The following is a 13,446-nucleotide window of genomic DNA, read 5'->3' on the forward strand; positions in this document are numbered from 1 at the left end:
AGACCCCTACCCACCGCAGCCTGACCGCTCAACCCGGCGAACCTTCCCGGTCACAGCACTAGACGGCGGCCGTCGGGGTGTGGTTGCCCTGGAGGCGGGCCAGGTCCGAGGGGCGGACCTGGATGACCACCAGGGCGATCACCGCGGCGATCAGGGCGAACGCGGCCCCGACGATGAACGCCGCGCTCACGCCGGAGGCCAGTACCTGGTCGCCCCAGGGGTCGGGAAGTTGACCGGTGCGCAGGAAGAGGGCGCGCTGCCCCGGGTCGGCGGTGGCGAGGAAGGCCGGGACCTGGGTGTGGGCCTCGTTGCGGCTGGCGGTGCCGAAGACGGTGACCAGGATCGACAGACCGAGCGACCCGCCCACCTGCTGGGTGGTGTTGAGCAGTCCGGACGCCGCTCCCGACTCCCGGTCGGGGACGTTGGACAGGGCCATCAGCGTCAGCGAGACGAACTGCATGCCCATGCCGATGCCGAAGATGAGCATCGGGCCCAGGATGCTGCCGAGGTACGTCGAGTCGACGTCGGTCTGGGTGAGCCAGGCCAGCCCCGCCGCCGTGCAGAGCGCGCCGCCCACCATGAAGGGTTTGGGCCCGAACCTCGGCAGCAGTTGGGAGGCGAGGCCCGCGCCCATCCCGATGACCACGCTGACCGGCAGGAACGCGAGACCCGCGCGCAGCGGGCTGAATCCCAGCACGTTCTGTACGAACAGGGTCAGGAAGAAGAACATGCCGAACATCGCGCAGGCGAGGAAGAGCATGATGCCGTAGGTCCCGGCCCGGTTGCGGTCGGCGAACATGTGCAGGGGGGTGATCGGCTGGGCCGAGCGTCGTTCGTTGATGACGAAGAGGGTCAGCAGGACCACGGCGAGGCCGAACGAGCCGAGGGTCAGGCTGTCGCGCCAGCCCTCCTGGGACGCGCGGATGAAGCCGTACACGAGGGCGACCATGCCGGTGGTGCACAGCAGCGCGCCCGCGAAGTCGAAGTGCCCCGGGTGGCGCTCGGACTCCCGGATGACCCTGACGGCCGTCACGGCGATGGCCAGCGCGATCGGGACGTTGACGAAGAACACCCAGCGCCAGTCGAGCCATTCGACGAGGACACCGCCGGCCAGCAGGCCGATCGCGCCGCCGCCCGCCGAGACGGCGGCGAACACGCCGAAGGCCCGGTTGCGGGCCGGTCCTTCGCGGAAGGTCGTGGTGATCAGTGCCAGAGCGGTCGGGGAGGCGATGGCGCCACCGATCCCCTGGAGTGCGCGGGCGCCCAGCAACTGCCCTTCACTCTGGGCGAGTCCGCCGAGCAGGGAGGCCAGGCCGAAGAGCAGCACCCCGAAGATGAAGACGCGTTTGCGGCCGAGGATGTCGCCCGTGCGGCCGCCGAGGAGCAACAGGCCGCCGAAGGTGAGGGTGTAGGCGCTGACGACCCATGACAGGCTCTCGGTGGAGAACCCCAGCGCGGTCTGGATGTGCGGCAGCGCGATGTTCACGATGGTGATGTCGAGGACCACCATGAGCTGGCAACTGGCGATGACGAACAGGGCGAGCCGGTTCCCGCCACTTTCCCGGACCTTGCCGTCGGTCCCCGTGCTGGTCGGCAGTGTGTTCCCGTCCACCCCTCCGACGCTAAACCCGGCACTGGGGCCACACCACTCGAATGGCCTAACGCTCGATCACTGTACGGTGTGATATTTCACATGGCAGACTGCGATCATGGATGACTTCCTCAGGCTCTCCGCGGCCACCGGCCGGTTCACCCACGGCGCCCCCCGCGCCTTCTCCTTCGGCGACGACGGGCGGCTCCTCTGGTTCCTGCGCTCGACCGGCCCCGTCGACCCCCTCGACTCCCTCTGGGTCCTCGACACCACCTCCGGCGCCGAGACCCGCCTCGCCGACCCGCGTACCCTGCCGGCCGGCACCCTCCCCACCGCCGAACGCCGGCTCCGCGAGCGGATCCGGCTGGTCGCCGCCGGCATCGGCTCGTACGCCCTCTCCGGCGACGGCCTCCGCGCGGTGTTCGCACTCCACGGGCGGCTGTACGAGGTCACCTCGGACGGGACGGCGCCGCCGAGGGAGCTGCCCACCGCCGGTACCGCCGTGGACCCGCGCCCCAACGCGGACGGCTCGCGCGTCGCGTACGTCACCGCCGACGCCCTCCACACCGTGCCCGGCGGCCGGATCAGCCCCGACGACGGCGCCCGCTGGGGCCTCGCCGAGTTCGCGGCCGCCGAGGAGCTCGGCCGGGGCCGCGGGCACTGGTGGTCCCCGGACGGGCGGACCCTGCTCGCCGCCCGCGTGGACGAGTCCGCCCTGGGGCGGCGCTGGATCGGTGACCCGGCGCACCCGGAGCTGCCGGTGGAGGACTTCGCGTACCCCGAGGCGGGCGGCCCCAACGCGGACGTACAGCTGTGGGTTCTGGGGCCGGACGGGGACCGGGTACGGCTCGGCTGGGACGCCGGGACCTACCCGTACGTCTCGGACGCCGCATGGGAGTCGGCCGGGGAGATCCTGCTGACCGTCCAGGACCGGCTCCAGCAGACCGTGCTGCTGCTCGGCGCCGACCCGGTGACCGGCGTGACCCGGGAGCTGTCCCGCACCACGCACCCCCAGTGGGTGGACCCGCTGCCCGGGACCCCGGCGCGGCTGCCGGACGGGCGGATGCTCACCGCCGCCGACACCCCGGGCGGGACCGCGCGCGCCCTCGCGCTCGACGGGAAGCTCCTGACCGGCGACGGCATCCAGGTCCGCCGCGTGGCCGGGCTCCACGAGGGCCGGCTGCTGGTGGAAGCCGGGCAGCGCGACCCCGCCGAACAGCAGGTGCTGCTCCTCGACCCCGAAACCGGGGAGCGGACCGCGCTCGCCGACGGGCCGGGGGTGCACACCGTGCTCGCCTCGTCCGGGGCGCTGCTGCTGACCAGCGCCGACGCCGACGGGATACGCCGCAGCGTACGCACCGCCGACGGGCGGGAGTTCAGCCCCGCCGACCTGGCCGAACCCCTGCCCCACCGGGTGCTCCCGGTGCTGGAGCGGGTCACCGAGCACCGTGTGCCCACCGCGCTGGTGCTGCCGCGCGGGCACGTGCCGGGCACCCGGCTGCCGGTGCTGGTGGACGGCTACGGCGGCCCGGGCTTCCAGGACGTCTCCGCGGAACCCCGGCGCTGGCAGCACCGCCAGTGGTGGGCCGACCAGGGCTTCGCGGTGGTCACCATCGACAACCGGGGCACCCCGAACGTCTCACCCGCGTACACCCACGCCATGTACCGGGGTTTCTCGGAGGTCACCCTGGAGGACCAGGTGGCCGCCCTCCAGGCTCTCGGCGCCCGCCACCGGGACCTCGACCTGACCCGGGTCGGGGTGCGCGGCTGGTCCTACGGCGGCTACTTCGCCGCCCTCGCCGTACTGCGCCGCCCGGACCTCTTCCACGCGGCCGCCGCCGGAGCCGCGCCGACCGACTTCCGGCACTACGACACTGCGTACACCGAGCGCTACCTCGGTCTTCCCCAGGAGCACCCGGAGGTGTACGAGCGGGACTCGCTGATCCCGGACGCGCCCCGGCTGAGCCGGCCCCTGCTGCTCATCACGGGCCTGGCCGACGACAACGTCCACCCCTCCCACACCCTGCGCCTGTCCCGGGCCCTGACGGACGCGGGCCGCCCGCACCGGCTGCTGGCCCTGCCGGGCGTCACCCACATGACGCCGGGCGCCACCAGGGAGAAGGTCATGCTCCAGGAACTGGACTTCTTCCGCACGGAGTTGCGCCTCTGACGGGCAACCCCCGAGGACACGGGTGAGGGGCCCCGGAGCCGATCGTGTCGGCTCCGGGGCCCCTCTTCTCCCGGGGTCCCCGTCAGTCCCCCGGGAAGTGACAGGCCACCTCGCGCGAGGCGGCGACCCGCAGCAGCGGGCGTTCGGTACGGCAGATCTCCTGGACCTTCGGGCAGCGCGGGTGGAACGTGCAGCCGGGTGGCGGGGCCGCCGGGCTCGGCGGGTCGCCGAGCAGGACGATCCGCTCGCGCCTGCGCTCCGCCGCCGGATCCGGCAGCGGGACCGCCGACAGCAGGGCCCGGGTATAAGGGTGCTGGGGGTCGTCGTACAGCAGGTGCTTCTCGCCGATCTCCACGATCCGGCCCAGGTACATGACGGCGACCCGGTCGCTGACCCGCTTGACCACCGACAGGTCGTGGGCGATGAACACGTACGCCAGGCCCAGTTCGCGGCGCAGCCGTTCCATCAGGTTGACGATCTGGGCCTGTACGGAGACGTCGAGGGCGGAGACCGGCTCGTCGGCGACGATCAGCCGGGGGCTGGTGGCGAGCGAGCGGGCGATGCCGATGCGCTGCGCCTGGCCGCCGGAGAACTCGTGCGGGTAGCGGTCGATGTGCTCGGGGATCAGCCCGACCAGCTCCATCAGTTCGGCGGCCCTGCGGCGCGCGTCGGCGGCCGTCCAGCCCTGGACCAGCAGCGGGTCGGAGACGATCCGGGCCACCGTCTGGCGCGGGTTGAGGGAGGAGTGCGGGTCCTGGAACACCATCTGGATGTGCCTGCGCAGCGGCCGCAGGGCGCCTTGGGACAGCCGGCTGATGTCCCGGCCGTCGAACTCGACGCTGCCCGCGGTCGGTTCCAGCAGCCGCACCAGCATCCGGCCGGTCGTGGACTTCCCGCAGCCCGACTCCCCGACCAGGCCGAGGGTTTCGCCCTCGCCCAGGTCGAAGGAGACCCCGTCGACGGCGCGCACGGGCGCCCCCCGGCGCCCGGTCGCCGACCGCCGGCCGGGGAAGGTCATGGTCAGGTCGCGTACGGAGAGCAGCGCCTGCGGTGCGGCGGTCATCGGGTCACCTCCGCGGGGGCGCCGGCTCCGGCGAAGTGGCAGGCGACGGTGCGCGCGGGCCCTTCTCCGTACGGCTGGAGCTCCGGGCGTTCACCGGTGCAGCGCGCCGCCGCCTCGGGGCAGCGGGGGGCGAAGGCACATCCCGGAGCGGGGGTCAGGAGGGACGGCGGGGAGCCGGGGATGGCCCGCAGGGGTGCGTCGTCGGCGTCGTCGAGCCGGGGCAGGGAGTCCAGCAGGCCCCGGGTGTAGGGGTGGGCGGGCTCGGCGAAGAGCTGCTCCACGGGTGCCTGTTCGGCGGCCCGGCCGCCGTACATGACCAGTACCTCGTGGGCGACCCGGGCCACCACGCCGAGGTCGTGGGTGATCAGCACGACGCCGAGTCCGCGGTCCTGCTGGAGACGGGCGATCAGCTCCAGGATCTGGGCCTGCACGGTGACGTCGAGGGCGGTGGTCGGCTCGTCGGCGATCAGCAGGTCCGGTTCGCAGGCCAGGGCCATCGCGATCATCGCGCGCTGCCGCATACCGCCGGAGAACTGGTGCGGGTACTCCCCCGCGCGGCGGGCGGGCTCGGGGATGCCGACCTCGCCGAGCATGTCGACGGCCCGCTTGCGGGCGGCGGAGCGGCCGGCCTTGAAGTGCACCCGGAAGTGCTCGGCGATCTGCTCGCCGACGGTGTAGTAGGGGTGCAGGCTCGACAGCGGGTCCTGGAAGATCATGGCCATCTTGCGGCCGCGCAGCCTGGACAGTTCCCGCTCGGACAGGCCGGTGAGTTCCCGCCCGTCGAGGGCGACGGACCCGCCGATCTCGGCTCCCCGGTGCAGGCCCATGACGGCGAGCGAGGTGACGGACTTGCCGGATCCGGATTCCCCGACGATGCCGAGGGTGCGCCCGGCCCCGACGGTGAATCCGAGGGAGTCGACGGCGCGTACGGAGCCGCGTGGCGTGGTGAACGTGACGCGTAGATCGCGTACTTCAAGGAGAGCGGTCATCAGTACCTCACCCTCGGGTCGATGACGGCGTACAGGAGGTCGACGACGAGATTGGCGACGACGATGAAGAACGCGGCGAGCAGCGTGACGCCGAGCACCACCGGCTGGTCGGAGCTGACGAGCGCCCCGTAGAAGAGCCTGCCGATGCCCGGGAGCCCGAAGATGGACTCGGTGATGACGGCGCCGGCGAGGAGCCCGCCGAGGTCCATGCCGAAGATGGTGAGGATCGGGGTCATGCCGGAGCGCAGCCCGTGTTTGACCACGACGGTGCGTTCGGGCATGCCCTTGGCGCGGGCGGTCCGGATGTACGGCTCGGCCATCGCCTCGATCATGGAACCGCGGCTCTGGCGGGCGTACATGGCGGCGTACAGCAGGGCGAGCGCGGTCCAGGGCAGCAGCAGGTTGGAGGCCCAGCCGAGCGGGTCCTCGCCGAAGGAGTGGTAGGAGGGGTAGGGCAGCAGGCCGGCGACGCGGATCACTCCGTAGATCAGCATCACGGAGGTGAAGTAGACGGGCAGCGAGGCGGCGGCGACGGCGCCGACCATGAGGGCCTTGTCGGTGGCGGTGTCCTTGCGCAGGGCGGCGGTGACCCCGGCGCCGAGGCCGAGCAGCAGCCACAGCACGGCGGCGCCGAACGCGAGGGACGCGGAGACCGGCAGGCGGTCCATGAGGAGGTCCCAGACGGGCAGGGAGTTCTCGTACGAGTAGCCCAGGCAAGGGAAGTCGCACTGGACGGCGTACTGGCCGCTGCCGAGGGTGCGGCCGGTGAAGATGCCGCTGAGGAAGTCGAGGAACTGCCGCCACAGGGGCAGGTCGAGACCGAGGTACTCCCTTACGCCGGCGAGCCGTTCGGGGCTGCAGGTCTTGCCGCAGGCGGCCGCGGCGGGGTCGGAGGGCAGGACGTAGAAGATCAGGAAGGTGACGGCGGCGATGGCGATGAGCACGCCGGCGAGGGCGAGCAGCCGGCGGATCAGGTAGAGGATCACGTACGGCCGCCCCTCGGGTCGAGGATGTCGCGCAGGGCGTCGCCGAGGAGGGTGAAGGCGAGTACCGCCAGGAAGAGGAAGACGCTCGGGATGACGAAGTACATGGGGTCGGTCTCGTAGTAGGCGACGGACTCGGCGATCATCTGGCCCCAGGACGGGGTGGGCGGGCGGACGCCGACGCCGAGGTAGCTGAGCGCGGCCTCGGTGCTGATCATGCCGGGAATCAGCAGGGTGGTGTAGGCGATGACGGGGCCCGAGACACCGGGGAGGATGTCGCGGGTCAGGATCCGCCAGGCCCCCGAGCCGCCGACGCGGGCGGCGTCGACGTATTCGCGGTGTTTGAGGGAGAGGGTCTGCCCGCGGACGACGCGGGCGACGCCCGGCCAGCCGAAGAGGCCGATCACGGCGGTCATGAGCACGATGCGGTTGACGTCCTTGGCCACCGACAGCATCGCGATCATGAAGATGAGCGACGGGAAGGACATGGTCAGGTCCATCAGCCGGGAGAGCACCGCGTCGGTGCGCCCGCCGAAGTAGCCGGCGGCGGTTCCGGCGGCCGTGCCGGTGATCACCACGATCGCGGTGGCGGCGAAGGCGATCAGGAGGGAGACCTGGGCGCCGTTCACGACGCGGGAGAACAGGTCGCGGCCGGTGACGGGTTCGACGCCGAGCCAGTGGGCGGGGCTGATCCCGCCGAGGGAACCGAGCGGCTGCCCGCCGAGGTAGGGGTCGATGGCGGTCTTGTCGAACTCGCCGGGGGTCCACCCGCCGAGGGCGCCCAGCCAGGGGGCGGTGACGGCCATCAGGACGAAGAGGAGGACGACGCAGGCACTGACGCGGACGGCGGGGCGGCGGCGCAGTTCCCGCCGGGCGAGCTGCCAGGGGCCGGCGCCGGTGGCCGCCGCCGCGGGAGCGGCCCCGGCGGCTTCGGGGGCGGGCGCCCCGCCCGGAACCGGAGCCGGGGGCGTCTGACCGCCGGCACCGGGTGCGGTGGTGGTCATGATGTCGGGTTCCGTATCCCTCAGCCCTGGCTCTTCGAGGGGTCCTTGAGGCCGACCGTCGCGTAGTCGACGGTGCCCGTCCACACGGGGTGGCCGAAGGCGCCCGCGACGTTCGGGCCGACCAGCAGCGGCTTGCGCTCCAGCAGGACCGGGACGGAGGGCGCCTTCTTCATCACCTCCGCGTCGAGGTCCGTCCAGGCCTGGGCGGCCTGCTTGGCGTCGGCCATGGCGTTGATCTCGTCGATCCGCTTCATGGTCGCCTCGTCGCGGAACTGGCTGTAGTTGCCCTGGTTGCCCTTCTCCTTGATGGTCCGTCCGTCGAAGACGAAGGGCATCCAGGTGGAGCCGGAGGGATAGTCGGGGCACCAGCCGCTGAGCGTCATGTCGGGGGTGGTGGACAGGTCGCCGATGACGTCGTAGTAGGCGCCCGGGTCGACGGTGTCGATGACGACCTCGATGCCGACGCGGGCCAGTCCCTGCTGGATGGCCTCGGCCTTGTTCTTGTCGCCGGTGGAGACGGCGAGGGAGACCTTCAGCTTGTCCTTGCCGGCGGCCTTGAGCAGGTCCTTGGCCTTGGCCGGGTCGCCGCTCGGCGCGATCTTGAGGGTGTCGGCCTGCTTGCCTCCGGTGAGGGCCGGCGGCAGGTAGGCGGTGGCGACCTCGTTGAGGGCCGGGCCGCCGGCCGCGGTGATCACCGAATCCTTGTCGACGGCGTACTGCATGGCCTCGCGGACCTTCGGGTCGTCGAAGGGGGCTCGGGAGTTGTTCAGGTGGAGCATCTCGGTACAGCCCTGGGACTCGGCGAGGAGGCGGGCCTTGACGTCCGCCTTCGGAAGCACCTTGGGCGCGCTTTCGGGGCGCATGTTCGAGTACTCGATCGCGGAGGCGTCCACGCCCGCCCCGGCGATGATGCGATCGTCGATCTGCCCGCCCTTGAGGCCCATGACGACCACGAACTTGTCGGGGTAGGCCTTCCTGACGGTGTCCGTCTTGGCGTCCCAGTGCTCGTTGCGGACCAGGACGAGCTTCTTGTCGCGGTCGTACGACTCGATCTTGTACGGGCCGGAGGAGAACGGGCGGGCGTCGTACTGGGTGCCCTTCTCCTGGGACTGCGGGACGGGCGCGAAGGTGGGGAGGGTGGCGGTGGCGGAGAACTCGGCGACGGGGCGCTTGAGTTCGAAGACGATCGTGCGGTCGTCGGGGGTCTTGACGGAGTCGAGGTGCTGCCCTTGGAGCGGGCCCTTGTACCCCTCCGTGCCCGCGAGGTACTGGGCGGCGTAGTCGGGGCCGCCGGTGAGGTCGGGGGCGAAGGAACGCTCGACGTTGTACTTGATGTCCTGGGCCTTGACGGGTGAGCCGTCCTCGTACTTCACGCCCTCCTTGAGGGTGAAGGTCCAGGTCTTGCCGCCGTCGGTGGGCGTGCCGAGGTCGGTGGCGAGGTCGGGGACGAGTTCGCTGCCGGCCTTGCCGGGCTCGGACTTGAAGGTGACGAGCGTGCGGTAGAGGAGCCGGGTGCCGAAGTCCATGGCCGGCATCACCCAGTTGCGGGCCGGGTCGAGGTGGGAGAAGTCCTGGTTGGACAGGACGGTGAGGGTGCCGCCCTTGACCGGGGTCCCGCCGAGGATCTTGCCGTCGTTGCCGGCGGCGGGGTTGGGGGCACCCGAGCCGCCGGCCGAGCCCTTCTTGGTGTCGGTGCAGCCCGAGGCGCCGAGTGCGAGGGCTGCCACCAAGGCGGTGGCGAGGGCGAGTTGGGTGCGCTTGGTCATGGTCACTCCAGTGAAGGGCCGCGCTTTATGATGTGACCGGTAACATAGTAATGTGAAATTGTACTGACAAGAGGCTGGCGCCGCCGTTATTCAGCCGTGTCCAAATAGCGCGGCCGCTAAGGGAGTTGCCCCTCAGACGCCGGAACCCAGGCCGCCCGGGGGCCGGCCCACCGGTTCGTCGCGGCCCTGCGCCCACAAGGAGCGGACGTGACCCAGGTGGCGGACCATGCAGGCCTCCGCCGCCGCCGCATCACCGCTGATCATCAGGTCGAGCAGCTCGATGTGCTCCTCCGCCGAGGAGACCAGCTTGCCCGCCTCGTCCAGGCCCGTCAGGCCGTAGAGCCGGGAGCGCTTGCGCAGGTCGCCGACCGTCTCGACGAGACGGTCGTTCCCCGAGAGCGCCAACAGGCTCAGGTGGAAGCGGCGGTCCGCCTCCAGATAGCCGATCAGGTTGTGCTCGCGGGCGCTGGCGACGATCTCCTCGGCGACGGGCCGCAGGGCCTCCAGCTGCTCCGGGGTGGCCAGTTCGGTGATCCGGCCGATCGTCGGCACCTCGATCATCGTGCGCAGTTCGGTGTACTGGTCCAGGTCCCGCTCGCTGACCTCGGTGATCCGGAAGCCCTTGTTGCGTACGGGTTCCACCAGCCCTTCGCGGGCGAGGTCGAGCATGGCCTCGCGCACCGGGGTGGCCGACACGCCGAGTTCGGCCGCCAGACCGGGGGCCGAGTAGACGCTGCCGGGACGCAGCTCACCCGCTATCAGGGCTGCTCGGAGGGCGTGACCGACCTGGTCACGGAGCCGTTCCTGGGCCTTGATGAGGCTGTGCTGCTTCAGGTCACCCATTGCTGTTCCTCCGAGCATCGCAGAGGGACAGCGTACAATGTCACGTTGCCCTGTCGGCCCCCGCCGCCTGGAACAGCGCGACCGCCACCGCCAGATCCTCCCAGGCCATCCCCACACTCTTGAAGAGCCGCGGACCACTCGGTCGTCCCGGCGCCGGACGGCGGCCGGCGACGAGGTCGGCCAGGGTGCCGGTGATGTGTCCGGGTCCGATCGCGCCCTCCGCCTCCGGGATGAGCAGATCACCCGCCTCGCGCAGGGCCGCCGCGCGCGACTCGACGTACACGGCCGAGCGGCGCACCAGCGCGGTGTCGGTCTCCCGGGCGTCCGGTTCGTGCGAGCCGACCGCGACGACCGTCGCCCCGGGGCGGACCAGCCTCCCGTCGAACAACGGCGTACGGGCCGTGGTGCAGCAGAGCACCACGTCCGCCCCGGACACGTCCTCGGGCGTACCCGTCCGGGCGGCGAGTCCCAGGGCCCGCGCGTGCGCCACGAGCCGCTCCGCGCGCTCCGGGTTCCGCGCGACGACCGTCACCCCGGCCAACTCCCGCTCCGCGCGCACCGCTTCGAGATGCCCGTACGCCTGTGGCCCCGCCCCGAAGAGGACCAGCGCGAGCGGCCGGTCCCTGGGCGCGAGGTGGCGCAGCGCCAGCGCCGATACCGCCGGGGTGCGCAGGGCCGTCAGGGCGGCGCCGTCGAGCAGGGCCAGGGGGCGCAGGGTGGGGCCGTCCAGGAGGAGGTAGGAGCCGGTGATCCGGGGCAGCCCGAGCAGGGCGTTGCCCGGCGCGACCCCCGCGATCTTCACCCCGGCGTACGCCCCCGCCGCGGCCGGCATCAGCAGCAGCTCCCCGCCGGGTACGGGTACGGCGGTGCGCTGCGGGCAGCCTTCCGGGTCCAGGCCGGCGCGCAGGACCCCGGCCAGGGCGTCGGCGGCCCCGGCCGGGGTGAGCAGCCCGGCCGTGTCCGCGCCGGAGAGCTGCGCGATCACAGCAGGAACCCGGCGCCGAGCTCGTCGTACGGGTCTACGGTGAAGGCGTGTTCACCGGTGCGGTAGGCCGTCCCGGTGACCTCCGTGACCAGGCCCTCCGCGTCCCCGCCCACGATCCGGCCGGTGAACACCGTTCCGGCGACCGACTCGTGCAGCAGGTCCTCCCCCACTGCCAGCCGCTCGTCCTGTGCGAGCAGGGCGAGCCGCGCGGAGGTGCCGGAGCCGCAGGGCGAGCGGTCGGTCTGCCCGTCGGCGAAGACCGTCACGTTGCGCTGGTGCGGTCCGAACGGGGTGTCGGGGAGTTCCTCGTACAGGATCACCCCGTACACCCCCGAGAGCAGCGGCCCGCCCGGGTGCCAGGTGCCCGGGTGGGTGGCCAGTGCCGACCGGATCTCCTGCCCGGCGCGCACCAGCGAGGGCAGCGCGGCCGTGGTGACCTCCAGCCCGAGGTCCCGGGCCGCGACCGAGGCGTAACAGGCCCCGGCGTGCGCGATGTCGGCTTCGGCCAGGCCCAGCGTGGTCGCGACCGGCACCTTGCGGGCGCCGACCCGCGCCGGGACGCCCCGGAACGTCACCCCGGTGGTGCGCCCGCCGGAGCGGTGCACGGTGGCGGTGACCCGCCCCGACGGCACGTCGATGCGGACCTGGACGCTGCCGTCATCGGGGGCCGGGACCCGGCCGCTGTCCACGGCCCAGGCGCCGAGGGCCATGGTGCCGTGGCCGCAGGCGGTGGAGTAGCCGTCCTTGTGCCAGAACAGCACCCCGAAGTGGGCCCCGTCGTCGTCCGGCGGCACGACGAAACCGCCGTACATGCCGGCGTGCCCGCGCGGCTCCTGCACGAGGAGCCGCCGAACGTCGTCCAGTGCGCCGCGCCGCGGGGCCGTCGGGGAGCCGCCGGGTCCGATGACGGTGGCGCAGCGCTCGGCGACCGTGTCCCCGGGTACGGCCGGTATCCCCGCGCAGGCGGTGTCGACGATGCGGAACGGCTCGCCGGCCGCGTGGTAGTCGGTGGTACGCACCGTGGTGGGGGTGGCGGTCACAGCAGGAACCCTGCGGGGAACGGGTCCGCCGGGTCGAGGAAGTACTGGGCGGTGCCGGTGATCCAGGCCCGCCCGGTGACCGTGGGGATCACCGCGGGGAGGCCGCCCACCGTGGTCTGCGCCACGAGCCGGCCGGTGAACTCGGTGCCGATGAACGACTCGTTGACGAAGTCGGCACCGAGCGGCAGGAGGTCCCGGGCGTGCAGCTGTGCCATCCGCGCGCTGGTGCCCGTACCGCAGGGCGAGCGGTCGAACCAGCCGGGGTGGATGGCCATGGCGTGCCGGGAGCGGCGGGCGTCGGAGCCGGGAGCGGCGAGGTAGACGTGCTTGACGCCGGCGATGGAGGGGTCCTCGCGGTGGACGGGCCGGTCGGCGGAGGCGTTGACTGCGCCCATGACGGCGAGTCCGGCGGCGAGGAGGTCGTCCTTGCGGGCCCGCTCGAAGGGGAGCCCGAGGGCGTCGAGTTCGACGAAGGCGTAGAAGTTGCCGCCGTAGGCCAGGTCGTAGCTCACCGTGCCGTATCCGGGTACGTCCACCTTCAAGTCGAGCCCGGCGCAGTACGAGGCGACGTTGGTGAGGGTGACGGCGGTGGCCGCCCCGTCCTCGACGCGGACGTCGACGCTCACCAGACCGGCCGGGGTGTCGAGCCGGACCGTGGTGACCGGTTCGACGACCGGGACCAGGCCCGTCTCGACCAGGACGGTCGCCACCCCGATGGTGCCGTGCCCGCACATGGGCAGCAGGCCCGACACCTCGATGTACAGCACCCCGAAGTCGGCGTCGGGGCGGGTGGGGGGCTGGAGGACGGCGCCGCTCATCGCGGAGTGGCCGCGCGGTTCGTACATGAGCAGCGTGCGGACGTGGTCCATGTGCTCGATGAAGTGGAGCCGCTTGTCGGCCATGGTGTCGCCGGGGATGACCCCGATTCCCCCGGTGATCACACGGGTCGGCATGCCCTCGGTGTGCGAATCCACCGCGTGGTAGATGTGGCGCGTGCGCATGGGTCCCCCAA

11 protein-coding genes are annotated in these 13,446 nt (G+C 72.2%); 1 reads left to right on the plus strand and 10 read right to left on the minus strand.

What is annotated here, in order from left to right; genetic code table 11:
• Positions 1-58 precede the first annotated feature (58 nt).
• The gene (locus tag IE207_RS22640; RefSeq protein ID WP_229873900.1) at positions 59-1,612 is read right to left on the minus strand and encodes an MFS transporter; all 1,554 of its coding nucleotides are present in this window, start codon (positions 1,610-1,612) and stop codon (positions 59-61) included.
• Between the two features lie 97 nt (positions 1,613-1,709).
• Between IE207_RS22640 and IE207_RS22645 the strand changes: the two genes are divergently transcribed.
• Entirely contained in the window at positions 1,710-3,761 is a 2,052-nt protein-coding gene (locus IE207_RS22645; RefSeq protein WP_190186115.1) for a prolyl oligopeptidase family serine peptidase, read from the plus strand.
• Positions 3,762-3,843: 82 nt separating this feature from the next.
• Here the strand turns inward: IE207_RS22645 and IE207_RS22650 are convergent, their stop codons facing one another.
• From IE207_RS22650 to IE207_RS22690, 9 genes are all read right to left on the minus strand, one after another.
• Positions 3,844-4,824 (minus strand): ABC transporter ATP-binding protein, encoded by a 981-nt coding sequence (locus IE207_RS22650; protein ID WP_190186116.1) that lies wholly within the window; start codon positions 4,822-4,824, stop codon positions 3,844-3,846.
• Positions 4,821-5,813, minus strand: coding sequence for an ABC transporter ATP-binding protein (locus IE207_RS22655; RefSeq protein ID WP_190186117.1), 993 nt, complete (start codon positions 5,811-5,813; stop codon positions 4,821-4,823). Before IE207_RS22655 ends, IE207_RS22650 begins: the two co-directional genes overlap by 4 nt.
• Positions 5,813-6,799, minus strand: coding sequence for an ABC transporter permease (locus IE207_RS22660; RefSeq protein ID WP_190186118.1), 987 nt, complete (start codon positions 6,797-6,799; stop codon positions 5,813-5,815). Before IE207_RS22660 ends, IE207_RS22655 begins: the two co-directional genes overlap by 1 nt.
• Positions 6,796-7,800, minus strand: coding sequence for an ABC transporter permease (locus IE207_RS22665; protein WP_190186119.1), 1,005 nt, complete (start codon positions 7,798-7,800; stop codon positions 6,796-6,798). Before IE207_RS22665 ends, IE207_RS22660 begins: the two co-directional genes overlap by 4 nt.
• A 20-nt stretch (positions 7,801-7,820) precedes the next feature.
• Positions 7,821-9,566: an ABC transporter substrate-binding protein gene (locus IE207_RS22670; protein ID WP_190186120.1), complete on the minus strand. Its 1,746-nt coding sequence runs from the start codon at positions 9,564-9,566 to the stop codon at positions 7,821-7,823.
• A gap of 132 nt (positions 9,567-9,698) precedes the next feature.
• Positions 9,699-10,409, minus strand: coding sequence for a GntR family transcriptional regulator (locus IE207_RS22675; protein ID WP_190186121.1), 711 nt, complete (start codon positions 10,407-10,409; stop codon positions 9,699-9,701).
• Between the two features lie 40 nt (positions 10,410-10,449).
• Positions 10,450-11,394, minus strand: coding sequence for an ornithine cyclodeaminase family protein (locus tag IE207_RS22680; protein WP_229873901.1), 945 nt, complete (start codon positions 11,392-11,394; stop codon positions 10,450-10,452).
• A complete protein-coding gene (locus IE207_RS22685; protein WP_229873902.1) occupies positions 11,391-12,434 on the minus strand; it encodes a proline racemase family protein in 1,044 nt (347 codons plus the stop codon). The genes IE207_RS22680 and IE207_RS22685 overlap by 4 nt, the downstream gene beginning before the upstream one ends.
• The gene (locus tag IE207_RS22690; protein WP_190186122.1) at positions 12,431-13,435 is read right to left on the minus strand and encodes a proline racemase family protein; all 1,005 of its coding nucleotides are present in this window, start codon (positions 13,433-13,435) and stop codon (positions 12,431-12,433) included. Before IE207_RS22690 ends, IE207_RS22685 begins: the two co-directional genes overlap by 4 nt.
• Positions 13,436-13,446: the final 11 nt, after the last annotated feature.

It is taken from the genome of Streptomyces cirratus (assembly GCF_014650775.1).
Taxonomy (GTDB): domain Bacteria; phylum Actinomycetota; class Actinomycetes; order Streptomycetales; family Streptomycetaceae; genus Streptomyces; species Streptomyces cirratus.

Coding starts and splice junctions, on each gene's coding strand:
- IE207_RS22650 (WP_190186116.1), bottom strand. CDS start 4,824: ATGACCGCCGCACCGCAGGCGCTGCTCTCCGTACGCGACCTGACCATG.
- IE207_RS22670 (WP_190186120.1), bottom strand. CDS start 9,566: ATGACCAAGCGCACCCAACTCGCCCTCGCCACCGCCTTGGTGGCAGCC.
- IE207_RS22675 (WP_190186121.1), bottom strand. CDS start 10,409: ATGGGTGACCTGAAGCAGCACAGCCTCATCAAGGCCCAGGAACGGCTC.
- IE207_RS22645 (WP_190186115.1), top strand. CDS start 1,710: ATGGATGACTTCCTCAGGCTCTCCGCGGCCACCGGCCGGTTCACCCAC.
- IE207_RS22665 (WP_190186119.1), bottom strand. CDS start 7,800: ATGACCACCACCGCACCCGGTGCCGGCGGTCAGACGCCCCCGGCTCCG.
- IE207_RS22690 (WP_190186122.1), bottom strand. CDS start 13,435: ATGCGCACGCGCCACATCTACCACGCGGTGGATTCGCACACCGAGGGC.
- IE207_RS22655 (WP_190186117.1), bottom strand. CDS start 5,813: ATGACCGCTCTCCTTGAAGTACGCGATCTACGCGTCACGTTCACCACG.